This window comes from Dellaglioa sp. CoH-56-MRSF-10, from assembly GCF_056782175.1.
Map to the genome: position 1 here is coordinate 1 of NZ_JBXAYF010000010.1, position 19898 is coordinate 19898.

General features: G+C 32.1%; 18 protein-coding genes and 4 tRNA genes. 5 read left to right on the plus strand and 17 right to left on the minus strand.

Translation table 11 applies throughout. The features are described from left to right. Positions 1–118: 118 nt before the first annotated feature. The 4 genes from mgtE to yjbM are packed head-to-tail and all read right to left on the minus strand — an operon-like array spanning position 119 to position 3859. Positions 119–1486: a magnesium transporter gene (gene mgtE / locus AC1RP4_RS07355; RefSeq protein WP_481761981.1), complete on the minus strand. Its 1368-nt coding sequence runs from the start codon at positions 1484–1486 to the stop codon at positions 119–121. A 17-nt stretch (positions 1487–1503) separates the two neighbouring features. Beyond that, complete coding sequence (locus tag AC1RP4_RS07360) at positions 1504–2397, minus strand: RluA family pseudouridine synthase (protein WP_481761982.1); 894 nt, start codon at positions 2395–2397, stop codon at positions 1504–1506. Then, a complete protein-coding gene (locus AC1RP4_RS07365; protein ID WP_481761966.1) occupies positions 2387–3190 on the minus strand; it encodes an NAD kinase in 804 nt (267 codons plus the stop codon). Before AC1RP4_RS07365 ends, AC1RP4_RS07360 begins: the two co-directional genes overlap by 11 nt. A 39-nt stretch (positions 3191–3229) precedes the next feature. Then, positions 3230–3859 (minus strand): GTP diphosphokinase, encoded by a 630-nt coding sequence (gene yjbM / locus AC1RP4_RS07370; RefSeq protein WP_481761967.1) that lies wholly within the window; start codon positions 3857–3859, stop codon positions 3230–3232. Positions 3860–4111: 252 nt separating this feature from the next. Here yjbM and AC1RP4_RS07375 point away from each other — a divergent pair, with 252 nt between their 5' ends. Then, positions 4112–4729, plus strand: coding sequence for a DsbA family protein (locus AC1RP4_RS07375; RefSeq protein WP_481761968.1), 618 nt, complete (start codon positions 4112–4114; stop codon positions 4727–4729). A 44-nt stretch (positions 4730–4773) separates the two neighbouring features. Here AC1RP4_RS07375 and pepF read toward each other — a convergent pair whose 3' ends face one another. From pepF to AC1RP4_RS07400, 5 genes are all read right to left on the minus strand, one after another. Next, positions 4774–6594, minus strand: a complete 1821-nt coding sequence (gene pepF / locus AC1RP4_RS07380) for an oligoendopeptidase F (RefSeq protein ID WP_481761969.1) — start codon at positions 6592–6594, stop codon at positions 4774–4776. 48 nt (positions 6595–6642) lie between these two features. Further along, positions 6643–7785, minus strand: a complete 1143-nt coding sequence (locus tag AC1RP4_RS07385) for a competence protein CoiA (RefSeq protein ID WP_481761970.1) — start codon at positions 7783–7785, stop codon at positions 6643–6645. A gap of 66 nt (positions 7786–7851) precedes the next feature. Continuing rightward, complete coding sequence (locus AC1RP4_RS07390) at positions 7852–8526, minus strand: adaptor protein MecA (protein ID WP_481761971.1); 675 nt, start codon at positions 8524–8526, stop codon at positions 7852–7854. Between the two features lie 167 nt (positions 8527–8693). Then, positions 8694–9092, minus strand: a complete 399-nt coding sequence (gene spxA / locus AC1RP4_RS07395; RefSeq protein WP_481761972.1) for a transcriptional regulator SpxA — start codon at positions 9090–9092, stop codon at positions 8694–8696. A 405-nt stretch (positions 9093–9497) separates the two neighbouring features. Then, the gene (locus tag AC1RP4_RS07400) at positions 9498–10235 is read right to left on the minus strand and encodes an MBL fold metallo-hydrolase (RefSeq protein WP_481761973.1); all 738 of its coding nucleotides are present in this window, start codon (positions 10233–10235) and stop codon (positions 9498–9500) included. Between the two features lie 91 nt (positions 10236–10326). On the opposite strand from AC1RP4_RS07400, the gene AC1RP4_RS07405 reads away from it, so the two are divergent. Beyond that, positions 10327–10836, plus strand: coding sequence for an antibiotic biosynthesis monooxygenase (locus AC1RP4_RS07405; RefSeq protein WP_481761974.1), 510 nt, complete (start codon positions 10327–10329; stop codon positions 10834–10836). 180 nt (positions 10837–11016) lie between these two features. Here AC1RP4_RS07405 and AC1RP4_RS07410 read toward each other — a convergent pair whose 3' ends face one another. Continuing rightward, positions 11017–13053 carry an ABC transporter permease gene (locus AC1RP4_RS07410; protein ID WP_481761975.1) on the minus strand — a complete coding sequence of 679 codons (2037 nt, stop codon included), beginning with the start codon at positions 13051–13053 and terminating at the stop codon, positions 11017–11019. Then, positions 13050–13805 (minus strand): ABC transporter ATP-binding protein, encoded by a 756-nt coding sequence (locus AC1RP4_RS07415; protein ID WP_481761983.1) that lies wholly within the window; start codon positions 13803–13805, stop codon positions 13050–13052. Before AC1RP4_RS07415 ends, AC1RP4_RS07410 begins: the two co-directional genes overlap by 4 nt. 140 nt (positions 13806–13945) lie before the next feature. Here AC1RP4_RS07415 and AC1RP4_RS07420 point away from each other — a divergent pair, with 140 nt between their 5' ends. From AC1RP4_RS07420 to AC1RP4_RS07430, 3 genes are read left to right on the plus strand one after another with little or no spacing between them, the layout of a single operon-like run. Then, the gene (locus AC1RP4_RS07420) at positions 13946–14620 is read left to right on the plus strand and encodes a response regulator transcription factor (RefSeq protein WP_481761976.1); all 675 of its coding nucleotides are present in this window, start codon (positions 13946–13948) and stop codon (positions 14618–14620) included. 9 nt (positions 14621–14629) lie between these two features. Continuing rightward, the gene (locus AC1RP4_RS07425) at positions 14630–15676 is read left to right on the plus strand and encodes a sensor histidine kinase (protein WP_481761977.1); all 1047 of its coding nucleotides are present in this window, start codon (positions 14630–14632) and stop codon (positions 15674–15676) included. An 11-nt stretch (positions 15677–15687) separates the two neighbouring features. Continuing rightward, the gene (locus AC1RP4_RS07430; protein ID WP_481761978.1) at positions 15688–16245 is read left to right on the plus strand and encodes a M15 family metallopeptidase; all 558 of its coding nucleotides are present in this window, start codon (positions 15688–15690) and stop codon (positions 16243–16245) included. Between the two features lie 47 nt (positions 16246–16292). On the opposite strand, the gene nrdG is transcribed toward AC1RP4_RS07430, so the two are convergent. The 6 genes from nrdG to AC1RP4_RS07460 all read right to left on the minus strand — a co-directional run bounded on the left by nrdG (position 16293) and on the right by AC1RP4_RS07460 (position 19813). Further along, the gene (gene nrdG, locus AC1RP4_RS07435) at positions 16293–16883 is read right to left on the minus strand and encodes an anaerobic ribonucleoside-triphosphate reductase activating protein (protein WP_481761979.1); all 591 of its coding nucleotides are present in this window, start codon (positions 16881–16883) and stop codon (positions 16293–16295) included. Further along, positions 16858–19032: an anaerobic ribonucleoside-triphosphate reductase gene (nrdD, locus tag AC1RP4_RS07440; protein ID WP_481761980.1), complete on the minus strand. Its 2175-nt coding sequence runs from the start codon at positions 19030–19032 to the stop codon at positions 16858–16860. Before nrdD ends, nrdG begins: the two co-directional genes overlap by 26 nt. 422 nt (positions 19033–19454) lie before the next feature. After that, positions 19455–19538, minus strand: a tRNA-Leu gene (locus AC1RP4_RS07445). A 12-nt stretch (positions 19539–19550) separates the two neighbouring features. Then, positions 19551–19621 (minus strand) — tRNA-Cys (locus AC1RP4_RS07450). A gap of 33 nt (positions 19622–19654) precedes the next feature. After that, a tRNA-His gene (locus AC1RP4_RS07455) sits at positions 19655–19727 on the minus strand. 12 nt (positions 19728–19739) lie between these two features. Next, positions 19740–19813: transfer RNA gene (locus AC1RP4_RS07460), tRNA-Trp, on the minus strand. Positions 19814–19898 lie beyond the last annotated feature (85 nt).

Sequence of the window (19898 nt, forward strand, 5' to 3'; positions counted from 1 at the left end):
GGACATACAAAAATCCCTCCATGATTATCGGATGAAATTATATTATTTCATCTGACAACCATAAAGGGATTATTACATCACTCAATCTGAAGTTGTTGGAACCTTTTTAAGTTTTTCTTTAAGTCGCAATAAAAAATTTTAAGAATACTTGTGCAATACTAAAATAAATTAACACAGAAGTTAAATCACTCAATGTCGAAATAAATGGCCCTGATGCAACTGCTGGATCAACACCAATTTTATCCATTAAAATTGGTATAAAACTACCCGCTAAATTTGCCACCGTAATAGCGCACATCATTGCAAGTCCTATCACCATCCCGAGAACAAAGTTACCCTTCCAGAGTCCGACAATTAAAGTGACGGAAATACCCGTTACAACCCCAATTACTAATCCAGTGAAAACTTCACTTATAATTAGTCTAAGCACACTTTGTTCATTGTCATCTTTTACAGCTAGGCGTCGAACAGCAACAGCTAAACTTTGTGTTCCGGCATTACCGGCCGTTCCTGTAATCAATGAAATGAAGACAGCTAAAATACTTGCTTCACTCAGTAACCCTTCAAAATGACTAACTAAACTTGCCGTTGACATACCTAAAAATAATAACGTTATCAACCATGGCAAACGTTTTGATGCTGCTTTAAATGGATTTTCTGTTTGATCTTCAGTATCGACACCGGCCAAACCAGAGTAATCCTCAGCCGATTCTTCATCAATAACATCAATAATATCATCAACAGTAATCACACCAATTAATTGTTCATCATAATTTGTAACTGGCATTGCTAAAAAGTTATAATCCCGAATCATCTTGGCAACGTCTGCTTGATCGTCATCAGCTTTAACAGACATAACTGGTGTCGTCATGATATCTCCAATTAACGCCTTCTCATTACTCATTAATAAATTACGTAATGTTACAATCCCCATCAAACGCTGATCATTATTAATAACATAATCATAGTAAATTGTTTCCGCATCACTTGCTTCTTCTCTTAAAGTACGCATTGCAGAACTCACTGTTTGATCTGAGGTTATTGAGGCAAAATCAGTTGACATAATAGCACCAGCTGTCTTATCTTCATAATGCAGCAGACTTTTTATTTCATAGGCCTTATCTTTATCCATCAGACCTAAATATCTCGCTAATTTATGCTGATCCAGTTGTCCCAACAGGTCAACCTCATTATCAGTGTACATATTATCTAATAACTCAGCCACATACTTTAGAGACATTTCATCAAAATATTTAACAACATCTTCCGGATCATCTTCAGCGGCATCAAATGTGTCACTCAATTCCTTAGGCGTCAGGTACTGATACACCTTTTGGCGTTGCTCTTTATTAAGCACTGAAAAAATCTCAGCTTGCTCATAAACATGCAAATCTGTAAATTCATTGTGAAAATTATATTGTTGATTCTTTTCAAGCGAATCAATAATTTCTTCAGTTTTTATTTGGTTATATTTTTCTGTATCCACCATGATGAATACCTCGTTTATTTTTTATTTATAAATTTTTGCATATCCGATGCAAGGTGACTCTGAACATTTATCTGTTCATGTGTAAATGGTTGATAAAACTCAATTTCACTACAGTGTAGCGCTTGGCGTTGCATTGGCATAATTATATGCCCACCATACAATGTATCACCAACTAAGGGATGCCCTGTGGATGCAAAATGAACACGAATTTGATGTGTTCTCCCCGTATGTAATTGGATTTTATATTGACTAATACCTTTTACAGATTTCTCTAACCAATACTCAGTTAAAGCTACTTGACTACCTTCCCCATGGCCAACCTGCCTCTTAATGAATGATTCTGGATCACGCATAATTGGCTCATCAATTGTCCCATGCGGAGTTTCAATCTGTCCTTCGACAAATGCTGTATAGTACTTTTTAATTAGATGATTTTGTAACTGTTGATCCAATAAAGCGTGAGCAAATCGATGTTTAGCAAACAATACTAACCCACTCGTATCACGATCAAGTCGCGTCGCAATATGTGGAATAAAATCATTTAAATGTCGATTTTGATAATAGCCTGCGACACGATTAATCAAGGTATCCTCCGGATGTAAATATGAAGGAATTGAGGCAACATGTGCTGGTTTATTAATAATTAAAAAATCGCGATCTTCAAAAACGATATCAATTGGTACAAACGATTTTTTTAATTCATTTTTATTTTTCTCAGCTGGTAGAACAATACTCACTTTATCATTTGTTTGAATGAAGTCAATTGCCCACTGCTCGTTATCGTTGACTAATAGCTTACCACCACAATACTTAAGCGTTGCAAGTAATCGCCTAGATACACCTTCATTTTTCAGAAAAGTCTTCACTTTTTGAGGAGACGTCCCTGTATACTGCCAATCAATCTGCATAATCACTACCAATAAACGCCTCATTTACACGTTTCCAGAAATTATTATGTCGATATTTGGCAAAACAAATGTGTTCCTTCGCTATTTTATATTTAATTGCCTTAATTTGCCGATTATGATAGATTTCTTGGTCTATACTAAAAACAAAGTCACTGCTTTGTGTTGGTTTCAGTGTAATCCAATCATTTGAAGCCACAATAACTGGTGAGCTTAGCGTCCTAAACACACGATTGTTAATAGACGCAATTTCTGCCATTTGTATTGACTCGAGTTCGGGATGAATAACCGCTCCACCAACCGATTTATTATAGGCAGTAGATCCAGTAGGCGTAGAAATGCACAAACCATCTCCACGAAACTTTTCAAATAACTGATCACCAATATAAACATCCGTTACCATTGTATTGTTAATCCTTTTTAAGGTTGATTCATTTAATGCAAGAAATCTTTCTGATTCTGCATCAAAATAATCAACTTTAACATCTAATAATGGATAATTAATTGATTGTTTATTATCTGATTGGAGACTAGTAACTAAATCTGAAATTTCATCATCTCGCCAATCCGTATAAAAACCTAAATGCCCTGTATGTACGCCAACAAATCTAATGTTTTCAAGGTTATCTTGGTAATGTTTGAAAGCAGAAAGCAAAGTTCCATCCCCACCAACCGTAATCACAATTTCAGGATGACTATTATCAATTACGATATGTGCATCCGTTAGTTTTTGATACAGTTCTTTACCAACTTTTTGCGATTTTTCCCCATCATTTTCGAAAATAGCAACTTTCATTCGTAACCCTCTTTTCCTGACGCCCATGATACCTAATGTTTATTTTTTGTTTAAACCCTTACCATAAAATAAATGCTGCGCTTCTTGAATCTCTTCTCTAATTTCGGACATTTCAGTGTCTAATTTAAACGCAGCCTCTGCTGCCCGTTCGAGCCGTGCATTTAATTGGCTAGGAAATTCTCCTTGATATTTATAATTTAAAGAGTGCTCAATCGTTGCCCAAAAATTCATAGCTAACGTGCGAATTTGAATTTCAACAAGTACATTTTTTTCTCCATTTATCATTTGAACCGGGTACTTAAGTACAATATGATATGAGCGATAACCGCTCGCTTTTTTATTAGTAATGTAGTCACGTTCTTCTACAACGGTCATATCATTTCGAGAACGTAATAAGTCAACAACCTGATAAATATCATCAACAAATTGGCACATAATGCGAATACCCGCAATATCTTGCATGTCAGTTTCTAAACGTTCTTCAGAAATTTGACGTCGTTCAATTTTCTCTAAAATACTATCAACTGATTTAACCCGACTTGTCACAAATTCAATTGGCGAATGTTGACCAATACCCGTGAACTGTTTTCTTAAACCACGCATTTTTATTTTCATTTCTGAAACGGCCTGTTCATAGGGTCTAAAGAAATATTTCCAATCTTCTACCATTTTATCACTCTATTCTATTATTCAATTTACTCATCTCATTTTAGCATAAATTAGTGATTCAGTTCCGAATTAACCTCACAATGTTACCAAATCTTTCAAAAAACAAGTAATTTTAATAATATCTGTTATTAATTAAGTGTTAATAATTGAAAAAAAAAAAAAATTTGGTAAAGTGGTAATAGTTATTAAAACAGAAATGAAATCAAACCCCACACGATTTTAAATCTAATCACTATAATTGGAGGAGTACTCTTGCTAGAAATTTATTTATTTGTCAACCCATTAGGTACAAAATGCTTCAAATCTGAACAAAAGGTTTTAGACTTTATTCGTCTATCTCCCCAAAAAATCTCATTCCAATTTGTACCCATGTTAAACATCCAAACAGTGCACAATGTCATGATTGAAAAAAATCTTGATACACGTAACTTAGCGCTTCGAAATGTGTTATCTGGGTCAATTTACCAAGCCGCTTTAGATTATAAAGCAGCTCTTTTTCAAGGAAAAAAACGTGGACGTGATTTCTTAATGGCAATTCAAGCGGCTTTAGTTCAAGATAGCACTTGTTACTCAGAAGAGCTCATTCAACGAGTTGCTAAAGAAGTTAACTTAAACTGGGAAATGTTTAATGAAGATAGACATTCAGTGTTAGCAAAAAAATCATTTAAAAATGATCAAAAAATTGCCAATGATATGAACGTTACAATGCATCCCACAATCGTCATTAATAATATTGATGGTCTAGACTGTGGTGTATCCTTCCCAGATGCTGATTTAGTAGATATTTCGAAAGTTTGTGCTGGTGATTTTAATATTCAAAATGACTTACATCAAGCAATTAACCCTCAAAACCAACTATACGTTTTATAAAATAAAAATACGTAGCTTAGTTTTTTAACTAAGTTACGTATTTTTTATTTCTCTAAGATTTGAGGTAATAATGCCTCTAATTCATTCAATCTTGCTTCAAATACAGCAAATGCGTTAACTAGATATGCTGACTTAGTCATATCTACACCTGCTTTTTTCATGACATCAACTGGAAAATCTGAACTCCCAGCTTTCAAATAATTCAAATAGTTTTCTAATGCATCAGGTTTTCCACTAGTGATTCCCTCAGATAAAGTGGTTGCAGCAGCAAACCCTGTTGCATATTGATAGACATAATAATTATAATAAAAATGCGGAATTCTTGACCATTCCATTGCAATTTCTGGATCACGTTCTAAACTCTCTCCATAATATTTTTGATTTAAATCAGCATAGTATTTAGACAGTTTATCAGCCGTTAGTGGGTTTCCAACCGCGTCTTCCTCATGAATCCAATGTTCAAATTCTGCAAATTGTGTTTGACGGAAGATAGTTCCTTTAAACCCGTCTAAATAATAATTAAGTAAAAATGCCCTAACCTTAGGATCTGTTTGAGTCTTTAATAAATAATGTGTTAACGTATTTTCATTAGTTGTTGACGCAATTTCTGCTAAAAAAATTGGATAATCACCATACAAATAAGGCTGATTATGATGCGTATAGTAACTATGAATACTATGTCCCATTTCATGTACCAATGTATAAAGATTATTTACATTATTTTGCCAGTTTAATAACATATATGGTGCTGTATCATACATACCTGATGAATAGGCACCACTTCTTTTACCTTGATTTTCAACAACATCAATCCAACGGTTATCAAATGCCTCTTGAACATGACTTAGATAATCAGGTCCCATTTTATCTAAGGCTTTTAATGCCTCACTTTTCGCTTCATCATACGTGTAACTTAGTGCGGGTTCGCCTGTTATTGGTGTATATAAATCGTATGAATGTAATTTTTCAACTTTTAAAATTTTCTTACGTAATGCAACATAACGGTGTAACAACGGTAAATTCTTATTAACCTGCTCAATTAGTGTATTGTAGACAACTTCAGGTATCTGATTATTTGATAATGACGCATCTCTGGCACTTTTATAATGTCGAACTTGTGCACTATAGTTATGAACTTTAACATGGCTTGAAAGTGTTGAAGCTAGTGTGTTTTGAAATTGACCATAGACTTCATATAATTTTTTAAAGGCCTGTTCTCTAACACTTCTAGAAGTTGATTCTAGAAGGACCCCATAAATACCTTGTGATAATTGAACATCATTACCTTGTTCGTCTTGAACAACTGGAAATTTCAAATCAGCATTGTTCAGTATTTCAAACGTTTTAGAAGAGGCGCTAAATATATCCCCTGCTCCAGCTAAGAGCGTTTCTTCAGCATGCGAAAGGACATGATCCTTCTCCAATAATAAACTATCAAAAAAATGACGATAGCCTTTTAAATCAGGATTATCAGACATAAATTGCTTTAAAGTATCCTCTGGTATCGCAATAATTTCAGGTTCAAACCAAGAAATAGCAGCCGATACCTTAGCTGCCAAGGCGCCAGCCCTTGAATTTAAAGCTTGATATGTTGAATTTTCTGTATCTTGATCATTTTTTAAATTCGCATACACGTATACTTTTTCGAGCATCCGTTCAAGCGCCAAAATAGCTTCTAATCCACGTAACATTGTTGTACTATCTTGACTCAATGTACCTTTAAAGTTAGCGATAGTTACTACAGATTCTTCAATTTTTTTGTAATCCTCTTCAAATAATGAATCTGAACCATATATTTTTTCTACATCCCACGTTAAATTTTCTGGTACCTCTTCACGCTTTGGTAATTGCTTAGCTACTGTCATAAAAAGCCTCCGAATATCGTTTATTTACTCCTATAAGATAACATATTTTTAATCAAAATTTGAAATAAATGTATGCCTCAACTGTAAATTTTCCATTTTTAGCGATATATCACTGGACCATACAATCTGATTGTCAATTCGATAATTTTCGGATTCTTTAATTGGTATTAAAATATGATTTTTAATTAAACCCTTAATATATGCATTATTAACTTGTTTAATTGCTAGATGACCAACAAGTGGCATTTCAAAAAGAGTTTTTGTGATTTTTTGTTGCAGGTTAAATAATAACTCAAGCTCTTTTTTCGAAATAACATCAGTGGTATATTTTTGCAAATCTAAAATAACTCGAATTCTCCAAAAAAAGTCATCATGTCGATAGATTGGCGGAAGACGCGTCTGACTCAAGCAATATATCGGAAATCCCATAAAATAATATCGCTGCATGTAGCAAAAATCAATCTGTTGCTTTAAATAATGATTCAAATAATAACAATTTTTCTCTAACTTAGTCAATTGACGGAACAAGTCTGCTGGTGACAAATTCAAAGTTTTATTCCTACAATTATTTTTGATAAATACCATTAAGTCTGTTACATCATTAAATACTTTTGTGCAGTAACGAATACCATATAAATTTTCAAACCATAATTCATAATTTAAAATTAAACACTGTCGCTCAGTATCGATAAATACTAAGAAATAACCAATATTTTTATGGAAATTTATAAACATTGCTTGTTGTTGTGTTAATTTTTTATTTAAACGATGTTTCATCCCTAGAATCCAAAAAATACGATACCCATTTTGTTTATAACCGTCAGTCCTTTTGTTAAAATCTTTTAGCGTCAACGGACTGCATTGGTACTCTACGACTAACTGGCTATTTTTTAAATTTATTAAAACATCCGGTCGTTGCTTTAGTTTAGGCAAATATTGCTCAATATCTGCTCTTTTATGTCTTTTTTCTGCCCACATTTTAATTAAATTTTTCCCTGTGACATGTATTTTCGTTTCACCTTCTGAAAAAAAATGACATGACTTTTTAAAATGAGCAAAATGAGCTTGTTTTTGCGGGCCTTCTTTAAAGACAACACGCTCTCCGCAACCAGGACAAAAATATTTATTGTTTTGCTTAAAATTTATTGCGCATACCAACTCATCTACGTGTTCTTGTTTTGCAAATATCATTCAAATTACCCCTTGTTACAATTTAAATACGCAAAAAAACAAACTAACCTTTTTCGATTAGTTTGTTTATTTAAAGTATCTTCTTGCCTCAGAGAGTGCGTCAGATGACATAATCTTTTTACCACGTTCTTCCATAAATGGTCCTGTCGATGAGACAACCTGTGCATACTCTAATGCGACAGCTATATCATTTTCGATTGTTTCTTTTGTTGTATTATCTTTATCAAAAATTAGTTCTAAAAAATATTTATTTTGGACTTTAAATAAATTGCTTTGTGTATTTGTTGGTCTAAAAATTTTAGCTAATTGAATAAAATCTTCGAAGTCCCCAAATTCAAACATTCTTGTTTGAGCAGATTTTTTATAACCCGATCCAACAGTATCTTGTGAGTCATTGTCACTGTCTTCAAGCTCAGCTAATCTATCTTTTATAAAGCTTCCTAGATCATCATTCTCAGATAAATCAGAAATGTTTATTTCTTTCGGATTTTGCGTCTCGTCTGGCTTTCCACGACTGATAAATAACTCCAAGCCATCTCGATTAGGTAATACCTGGAAGGTAACTGCTTCATTATTTTCAAATTCATGTTCCGTGTCTACTTCGCGTAAAATACTATAAAAGAAATCTTCAATTTGAGTTCTATTACCTAATAAATCTAAAACAGTAATACCTCTTTTAGATAAATCTTCATCTTCAACTAAAACACGAATTGTATTTTCATTTATTTTTTCCATTTTCATTACTAATCACCCATCTTTCTGATAACTTGACCTTAATTCTATCTAAAATTTACTATTTGTAAAGTAGTTTAAACTAAATAAAAAAAATTCAGGAATGCGTCTTCCTGAATTTTACCATGTTACCTTATTAAAAACTAATGTTTCAATATTATTTAATTTTAAATTAATTAAAATCCAGCAAGTAATTGTGCCTTTTGTAATTCTAAAGCACGTACATCCCTTGGTAAGAAGCGACGAATTTCGTCTTCGTTATATCCAACCTGTAATCGTTTTTCATCTAGAATAATAGGACGACGTAATAAACCAGGATTATCTTGAATTAATGAGAATAATTCTTGAAGTGGTAAATCGTCTAAGTCCATATCTAGTTCCTGATAAACTTTTGAGCGTTTAGAAATAACTTCTTCTGTTCCATTTTCAGTCATTTGCAAAATTGTTTTAATTTCATCAATGTTGAGAGGCTCAGAAAAAATATTACGTTCTTGGAATGGAATATTATTTTCCTTAAGCCATGCACGTGCTTTTCGACAAGATGTACAACTTGGTGAAGTATATAAAGTTACCATATGCGCTCTCTCCTTTTAATAAAAAATTTATCAATTCCTATAAAACAATTGTAACTTATTATCAAACAAATTACTACCATTTTATTAAAAAAATTTACTAATTAATATTTTTACTAATAATACATTTAATTCATTTGTGTTCATTATTAAATGATTAAATGACATCATTTTTGATATTGTTTTTTATATTTCGAGTATGATATTACATATATTTTATAGTTATTATTATTTATTGAATGAAAAATAATTTGCTATCTCAATTATTTAATATACTTTACACTCGATATATACTTACTAAAAGTACGTAACACGCACTTAATCGTTTATTTGCAACAATCTTATCATTATTTTATTTTTCAAAAAAAAGATACATATTGTTAAAAAAATTTAACAATATGTATCCGATTACAAAATTAGTTCTAAATATTTTTTTGCGAGTATTATATCGATATTATTGCCAGCTGATAATTCAGCTTGTTCTTTTAATAATTCGTGGGAACCATTTGCTGGTAAATGCGTTAAAATTAATCTTTTAGCATTATTTAAACGAGCAAACTTTCCAGACTCGGTAGATGTCATATGCCATTTTTTGCCAATTTTATCATCAAAAAAGTTTGTATCGGTCATTAATATATCTGCATTTTGACTAATTTCATTTAATTTTTCGTCATACGCCGTATCAGCTGTAAAAACAAAGACCTTCCCAGTTGCCCGTTCCGTTATTCTCATAGCATATGTAGGCACTGGGTGAATTGTTTCTAAAAATTCAAAAGTAAAAGGCCCAATGTCTATAACTTCTTTATTCTTATATCCTATTCCAATTGTCGCATTTGCCCAAGTTAATTTTGCTAATGCTTCTTGATCAATAGATGGCCCATAAATAGGAAGTGGTTGCTTCACTTGTTCACCGTTAATCTGCCAGCTATACTGTAAAACGCCGACATCTGCGATATGATCCTGATGATAATGTGATAAAACAACTGCATCTAACTTCAAGGAATCTAGTTTAGGTTCTAGACTAAGCATTGCTCCACTTCCACAGTCCAACAATAAATTAAAACCATTACTCTGAATTAAATATGAACTAGTTCCAACTGTATGGGCAGGATAACCCCCATAGAATCCTAAAATTGTCAACTTCATTTTTAATTGTCCTTCCTGTTACTTTTGACTCTATTATACCTTTTTTTGGGCTATACTTAATAATGAATTAAAGTAAATGGGAGATGTATCTTTGTTAAATCATATAAACACAGCATTAGGCGCTGAATATTTTTTAAAGTCTATAATTCGAAATAATCCATCCCGATCATTTATTCTACTTAATCCAATTAATAAGTACAATAATTCTTACTTATTAGACACATCAGATGATAATTCTATTTTCTACTCTGGATTAGACTTCCGTGTTCGATATCATGTAGGAATGGATTCATGGCAAGGTTTTTATCATTTTAAATATATTACTTTGAGCGATGAAGAAAGTAAAGTTTACTTAGCTCAAGTACAAACTTTTATTAATGAACAAACAAAACCAACTGGTATCATTTCTTTTTACACATTACAGTCTTTATCTAAAGGTTATAATTATGTTTTTTTAACAATTTGGAAGCAACAATCTGATTTTATTAATTGGCGTAAAACGTCAAATTATAAACAGTTAAAGTACTATGAAAGTGAGTTTCAAATTACTCCCATAGACGCAGTGTATTCTGTTAATGAATTAATTAATATAAAAGATTAATCCAATTAGTTAAAAACAATCCGTATTCCACAAACGATATTAATAGCTAATTAATGACTCAAACAAGTCATTAATTAGCTATTTTTTTACAATAGTTATTCCCCAAAAATGTTTAATTTCCAACCAAAAAATAGCCTAAAAAGTTTTCTAACTTTTAGGCTATTAATCATTTAACCGTTCTTAAACTCTGTTATTTATTATCCGATTCAACACTCTCACGGTAATTAAAAATAAGCCTAAATACATCACATAGAAGGTCCCCCAGAAGAAAATGAGAACATTTAGGTTAGGTTGATCAAATAATGCGACATAAATATTAAAAGTAAATATTGCTTCTATCGATCCTAAAATAACCGGAATTAAAAATAAACTGGCTGTTTGCTGATAAATAATTCGCTTAATCTCTTTTTTGGTCACACCTAGACTTTGCATTAGTGAATAAGTTTTTTGATTTTGTCTAAGATCTATCATTTGTTGTAACATTAAAATACTACAAGTTGCTAATACTAAAATAATACTAATAAAACATGCTATATAAATATAAAACCCATCTAATTCGTTAACATTTTTTTCAACTTGATTTCTCACACCCAAATTTCGATAATGGTAGTTTGACTTAATTTGATTAGAAAATTTATAACGGACATTCGATAATGTTGTCCCTGTCTGCTGCAAATAGGTCTGTTCTTTAGATTGATTATCTAATTTATGTCCGAAATCATTTTTAGATTGTGCAAATTCCTGATAATTTTTAATATTAATAGCTGTAAGTCCATATTTTGTGTTGCTATCAACACGTTTGTAGACACTATCTTTAACAATTAACAAATTTTGAATGTAATGTATTTCACCATACGGAAACGTACTTAAGTATGTTTTTATCTTTAATTTGTTCATTGATTTTTGCTTAAATTGAATGAGCTGGTTATCATCATTAATTTGATATCTTGCTAACTTGTGTAAAATCATAACTGTCTCATTCGATTTAATCTTAATCGGTTCTAAATCATCTTGAATTTTACGCGCATGATTATAATCTGTTTCTGACATTATTGTAATTGGCACAATTTTAGCTTCACTTTGATTATTTGCTTTTAATTGAACACTTGTTTTCATCGGTACAATTTTAAGATGTCCACTTACTTGCTGTTTCACTATTAAATTGTTTTGTTTTAATACTTTTTTTACAGTTTTTAAATGATAATCGTCCGTAATAAAATGAGCTGGTGCCACTTGATCAATTGTTTTTTGGGAATATGAATACAACGTAGCCACTCCAATAAATACAGATAAAGAGAACATTATTAATAAAGTCATTAAACTTAAGATGACCTTATTTTGTCTTAAACTGACTTTTAAATTAGAAAAAGCAAGTAGCCTACCACCCCGATACATAAAATGTCGCCATTTTTGTATCATACTTATCATTATCGGCACCAAATAATTAAAAATCAAAAGAGTCCCTAAGATAATCATAATTGCAATAATCAATACTGCTAAAAAATAATCATTTTTACGTAACCAAACATTAAAAATAGGTCCCAAATTTTCAAAATTTACTGCCATAAATAAAGGTACAATAATAAAAAAGATACTAATGATAGCCATAAATCGTTTAAATGGTCCAAATTTTTCGACACTGGCATTATCACTATTTTTAAACAATGAAACTAATTGTTTACGATAAATAACACTTGCATTAACAGTTGACATCATTAAAAAGATAACGTTAAAGATAACTATTGTACTAATTAAACTATGCCAAGATATAATAATATTGGTATCTGCCACAATAAACATAGCCCTCAACAAAATCATAGCAAATAATTTAGAAAAGATCGCACCAACCACTAAACCAATCAGTAATGCTATATTACCTAGAATTAAATTTTCAATAAATAGCATTGTCGCAATTTCTTTTTTTTTCACTCCAAGAAGATGGTAAACAGCAATTTCTTTTTCTCGCCGTTTCGCCACAAAAAGATTAGTGTACATCATGAAACAAGCAATAAAAATCAAAATTAAAAAACTACTAATACGTAAAGTAACAGAAATTGGTAACTCTACGCGCGCATTTTGTGTTAACTCTTTGTTAATTGACATTGACAAAAATGAAAAATAAACTGTAACTGCTATCGCACTAGCAATAATGTAAATTAAATAATCCCATAAACTGCGCCAAATACTTTTAAAAACAATATTCACTAGTGGTTTCATTGCTTTCCCCCACCAATAGCTGCTTGCATATCAATTATTTTTTGGAAAAATTCTTTTCTAGAGCCATCTCGCCTAATTTCGGCAAAGATATTCCCATCTTTAATAAAAATAATTCTTTTACAATAACTAGCTGTAAATGCATCATGAGTTACCATCATGAGCGTCATCTTTTGCTTTTCATTCACGTCTGTTAAATACTTCAATAGTTCCGTAGCTGCTTTTGAATCTAGACTTCCTGTCGGTTCATCTGCGAATAACATTTTGGGTGCCGTTATAATAGCTCGTGCAACTGCAACCCTCTGCTGTTGACCAATTGAAATTTCATTTGGAAAATGTTTTAAAATATTATTTAAATTTAAAATATTAGCAATATTAGCAAGTTTTGCCTCAATTATTTCTACATTTACTTTATCCAATGCTAAGGGCAAAATTATATTTTCCTTGATAGTCAACGAATTAAGTAAATTAAAATCTTGAAAAATAAACCCTAACTGTTGTCTTCTAAACTCAGACAATTTTTTTTCATTATATTGTGTTATATCCTGGTTATCTATTCTAACATGTCCAAAAGTTGGCTTATCAATAGTCGACATCATATTTAATAACGTCGTTTTTCCTGCACCAGATGGTCCCATAATACCAACAAATTCTCCTGAATCAATTACAAACGAAATATTATCAATTGCAGTCGATCTATTAAACTTCATTCCATAAATTTTTTTAACGTGATCTACTTCAATAAATGTCATAATTTCATTTCTCCTATTACCAAGTATTATCCTATATATAGGATAATTACGCCAATATTTATTTACGCTTTTTATCTATTTGAATTTAATGCTAAAAACCGGTATTGTAGGGTAAATAGTTCTTACTTTAAAGAGGTGATAATATGTTTAGTATAATGATTGTTGAAGATGATAAAACAATTGCCAACATTACTGCAGATAGTCTAGCAAAATGGCGATTCAACCCTATTTTAATTAATAATTTTAGTGAAATTGATCTTGAATTCATTGAAAAAAAACCACATTTAGTTTTATTAGACATTAATTTACCCGATTTTGATGGCTTTTACTGGTGTAAAAAAATCCGTGAAATATCAAATGTACCAATTATATTTATCTCAAGCCGAAATACCAATATGGATATGGTTATGGCAATGAATATGGGTGGCGATGACTTCGTAAATAAACCTTACTCAATGGAAGTTTTAGTTGCAAAAATTTCTGCATTATTACGACGCACTTACAATTACGCAGAAATGGGACCAGAAACACTCGAGCATAATGGCCTTTTTTTGAATTTACAAAATGGAACTGCAAAATTTAACGATAAAATTATTGATTTATCAAAAAATGAGTACCAGTTACTGCAATATTTAATGCGTCAGACAGGGAAAATTGTTAGCCGTGAAAAATTACTTCGAGAACTCTGGGAAGACGAACATTTTGTTGATGACAATACGTTAACCGTTAATATTAATCGCGTTCGTAAAAAAATAGCACAAGCTGGATTACCCAATTTTATCGAGACAAAGGTAGGACAAGGTTATCTTATCCCTTAGGAGACACTAATGACATTTTTTAAGTACATTTCAGATAGAATTACAACAATCATCTTTTTCCTTCTAGTTATTCTCTTAATTAATCTTGTATTGTGGTTTGATCCATTCCATAACATTGTTTTATCTACATTATTATATATAGATATTCTGGTAGTTATTATATCAAGTATTTTTGTTGTAACACGTTACTGGATTAATCATCAATGGTACCAAAAATTTAAATTACCAATTGATCCAGCAACAGCAGATTTATTGATTCCTATTAATGGTGCACATTCCAATGAACAACGTTTATATCAGGGTTATGTTAATGCCCTATTAAACAATCATCAAATACAAATAAATAATATCTTGTCTAAACAACAAGAACAAGAGGATTTTTTAAATGCTTGGATTCATGATATTAAAGTTCCCTTAGCTGCTATTCAGTTACTAATTGAAACATCTGATGGCAAGCTATCTGAAAAACAAGTCATGCAAACTGAAATTGAATTAAAAAACATTGAAAATTTTGTTGAACAAGTGATTTATTATTCTCGTTTAGATAGCTTTTCAAATGATTATTTAATTCAAGATGATTCACTAAAAAAAGTAGTTAATCTTGTCATTCGGGATAATATGAACTTATTTTTTTCAAAACATATTCGTTTCGTTTTTAACAGTACAGATATTTCCGTTCTAACTGATTCAAAATGGCTACGTTTTATCTTAAATCAAGTGATTACCAATTCATTAAAATACACACCAAATAATGGTGAAATCGTTATTTCTCTTAAAGATACTGAAAAAGAAACGATATTAGCCATTAAAGATAATGGCATTGGTATCCCGAACGCAGATTTAGCTCGCGTTTTTGACAAAGGATTTACCGGGAATAACGGGCGTCAATTCAACCAAAATGCAACCGGATTAGGCCTTTATTTAGCAAATCAACTAAGTCAAAAATTAGGTCACCAATTAGAAATTGAATCTCCAAAAAATGAAGGTACTACAGTTAAAATTATATTTCCTAAACTTTCTTATTATAATGATGAAATGGGCGAAATTCTTCGCTAGGAGGGTCTATCATGTTATCAGAAATTGAACTCGGTTTTACAAATATTAAAGATATTGATCCTAATATTATTGTAGATTTACGCTATGCTACAAAAGACAACTTTACTAACCAAATTATTTATGACTTTTCTACAGCAATCGCTAGAACAGGAACAGCTAAGAAACTTGGTATCGCAAGTCAATTACTCAAAACTCAAGGCTATCGTTTAAAAATTTGGGACGCCTACAGACCAGTCTCTGCTCAAAAAAAATTATTTGACGTTTATCCCGATCCTAATTTTGTAGCGAAGCCAAATCCTAATTTCAGTCATCAAAAAGGCGTGACATTTGATTTAACTATCTGTGATATGGATGGCCACGAGCTTAACATGCAAAGTGAATTTGACGACTTTTCAGAACGAGCTGGAAGAAATTATAAACGAACACCTCAACAACAAATAAATTACGATATACTAAATAACGCTATGATAACTGCTGGTTTTATCGGATATTCTGAAGAATGGTGGGACTATAGAGATTCTGATATGAATGACTATTCACCACTTATCGCGAATCCAAATGATTATTAAAAAAACTTGTCACAACACCTTACATACAAGGTATTGTGACAAGTTTTTTATCTTAACAATTTATCCCAGAGAATAACTTCACCCGCAATTAATGATTTTTGAACATCAATAATTCTTTGATTTGAGCTACCTCTAAATTGCAAAGTTAAATCTTTTTTTGGTAATTCGAATCGACCGTCGACTAAAATATCAATCTTTGAAAGTAATTCAAGTTTATCATCAGATTCAAGCATTAATTCATCCCATGTATAACCAGTCCAAGACCAGATATCTTTCGTCCATCCATAAGTATCATGAATACGATTCACTAAGCTTAAACAAACCTGCGTGTTAACAAAAGGCTCTCCGCCTAATAAAGTTAATCCTTGGCAATAGTCTTCGCTTAAATCAGTTATTATTTGATCTTCAAGCTCTTTTGTATATGGTGTCCCATATCTAAAATTTTGCGCTGCCTTATTATAACAACCCGGACAAGCAAATAAACAGCCACTAACGTATAAACTACAACGAACCCCTTCACCATCAACAAAATTAAATGGTTTATAAGATGCAATATACTGTTGGCTTAACTCACTGGCAATCCATTCTTTAGGTTTCGGATTTCGTGGTGCTTTAACTCTCTTTTGTCGTTCCATCATCAACCATTCCTAAAGTCATATTTTTAACACGAGAAGCAATTTCTTTATGACGTCCATGAACCATCGGACGTTGCTGTGGATTACCTAAGTATCCACATGTCCTTTTAACAACATCACATGTTTTTGGATCATGATTTTGACATTTAGGGCATTCAAATCCTCGTTCAGTTGGGTTAAATTCACCATCAAAACCACATTTATAACAATGATCAATAGGGGTATTAGTTCCTAAATAGCCGATTTTATCATAAGCCCAATCCCAGACTGCTTCTAAAGCCTTAGGATTTTGACGTAAATTTGGGTATTCACAGTAATGAATAAATCCACCTGATGCATATTTAGGATATTCCATTTCAAACGACAATTTTTCAAACGGAGTTGGATTTTTCCTAACGTCATAATGAAAACTATTTGTATAATATTCCTTTTCTGTAACATCTTTAATTTCACCAAATTTTTCAGTGTCTAATACACAGAAACGATCTGTTAAGGATTCACTAGGAGTTGAATAAACACTAAAATGATAATCGTATTCATCTGACCAATCTGTACAATACTCCTTGAGGCGTTTAACGATGTCAATCGTAAAATTATGCGCCTTTTCATTTTTTTCCCAATTAGGTCCAAAAAAAACAGTTCCAACTTCATATAGTCCAATATAACCTAATGAGACCGTAGCGCGACGATTCTTGAATAAATCATCAACATCTCCGTCTGCTTTTAACCTTTCGCCAAAAGCACCATGTTGATATAGAATGGGTGCATTCTCTGGGATAGCTTCCTTGACACGGTTAACTTTAAAGACTAATGCCTCTTTACAAACCTGCATCCTCTCTTTAAAGATATCCCAAAATAAATCAATATTACCTTCGGATTCCAAAGCAATTCGTGGTAAATTAACTGTAACAACGCCTAAATTCATACGCCCAGAATTGACTTCATTACCATTTTTATCTTTCCATCCTTGCAGAAAGCTACGACAGCCCATAGGTACCTTGAAACTGCCCGTAAGCTCTTTTATCTTGTCATACATTAATATGTCAGGGTACATTCTCTTCGTAGCACAATCAACAGCTAAGGCCTTAATATCGTAGTTAGGGTCCCCATGTTTAAAGTTTAAATCCTTTTTTATTGTAAATACTAATTTAGGAAATATTGCCGTACGATGCTCACGACCTAATCCTTTTATTCTAATTTTTAAAATTGAGATTTGAATTTCTCGTTCAATCCAACTTTCACCCAACCCAAAACCTAACGTAGTAAACGGCGTCTGTCCTTGCGAAGAGAATAAAGTATTGATTTCATACTCTAATCCTTGCATGGCATCATAAATATCTTTGCTTGTTTTAAGTTTAGCAAATTCTATCTGTTTTATTGGATTCCCAATCCATACTTTTGCATCTATTAAATGCTTCTTATAATTTAATTCAGCAAATGGCGCTAGTAACTCATCCACCCTATCTGCAGAACAACCACCATACTGACTTGAGGCTACATTAGCAATAATTTGTGCCATTTGCGCAGTTGCGGTCTGAATTGAATGAGGACTTTCAACTTCAGCATTTCCTATTTTAAATCCATTTGTTAACATCTCTTTAAAATCAATCAGACAGCAGTTAGTCATAGGACTCCAGGGTGTGTAATCTAAATCATGATAATGAATTGAACCACGTAAATGTGCTTTAGCTAGTGATTCAGGCATTAATTTTAATCCCAAAGTTTTACCCACTGTCCCAGCCGTCAAATCACGTTGTGTATTGAATACATTGCTATCCTTATTAGCATTTTCATGAACAATTGTATCATCTTTATTTAATAATTTATCCAAACGACCAGCTGGATCAGTTTGCTCTTTCCACAATTTTTCATCATTTATTCTATATTCCTGAAAGCTATCCAATGCATCACGGTAGCCTAATTCACGATATGTAGCTATAACTAAGCCATACATCGTTTGGGCATTAATTTTTTGATAATTACTTAATTTATGTAATAGTAATTCCTGATAGCTTTCTTGATTTTTTTTACTATTTAATCGACGCAAAGTACTACTTAAAACTTTACGTAATGCAAAATCAACTTTTCGACCATCACGCTTTTCAAATATGTCAGGCACTTGCATATCTAACTTTACCTCTACTTTTTTCATAAGTGACCTTCCTTTTCTTACAGCAATAAATATATGTTACTTGATTATCCTCTTAAAAACAACAATATATAGTGTACAACAATATATACTATCTATATATTGTTGTACACTATGATTTACTATCAAGATGTTTGAAATGTAATTAAAAAGTTAGACGTATATATATCAGTTAAAAAATTATTATATGATTTCAATACCAGAATATTTTATACACTTAAAAATTTATACCAAAAAAACTCTAATTATTAAGTGATTAGAATTTTCATACTATTATCCACCAACAACAGTTGACGAAGAGCCAAAAAAGTTCAACAAAAGCTCAACTTTCTATAATTTCGTATTATTCTTCATAATTTAGCGTACAAAAAAAGCCCAATCAATGGGCTTTCATGTTTTCTAATACTCTCTATAATACTTAATAATACCGGTGATCGGGGTCGAACCGATACTCCATTGCTGGAACTGGATTTTGAGTCCAGCGCGTCTGCCAATTCCGCCACACCGGCATAACTCGTGTAAGGCGGTAACCGGATTTGAACCGGTGATGAAGGTTTTGCAGACCTCTGCCTTACCACTTGGCTATACCGCCATATTAATTATTACTTGATATAACCTTATAAAAGGCGACATGTGGGAATCGAACCCACGCGTGCCGGAGCCACAATCCGGTGCGTTAACCACTTCGCCAATATCGCCAAAACAAAAAATGGCAGGGGTAGTAGGAATTGAACCCACACTGACGGTTTTGGAGACCGTAGTTCTACCTTTAAACTATACCCCTATAAAAAATGGAAGAGAGTGGATTCGAACCACCGAACCCGAAGGAGCGGATTTACAGTCCGCCGCGTTTAGCCTCTTCGCTACTC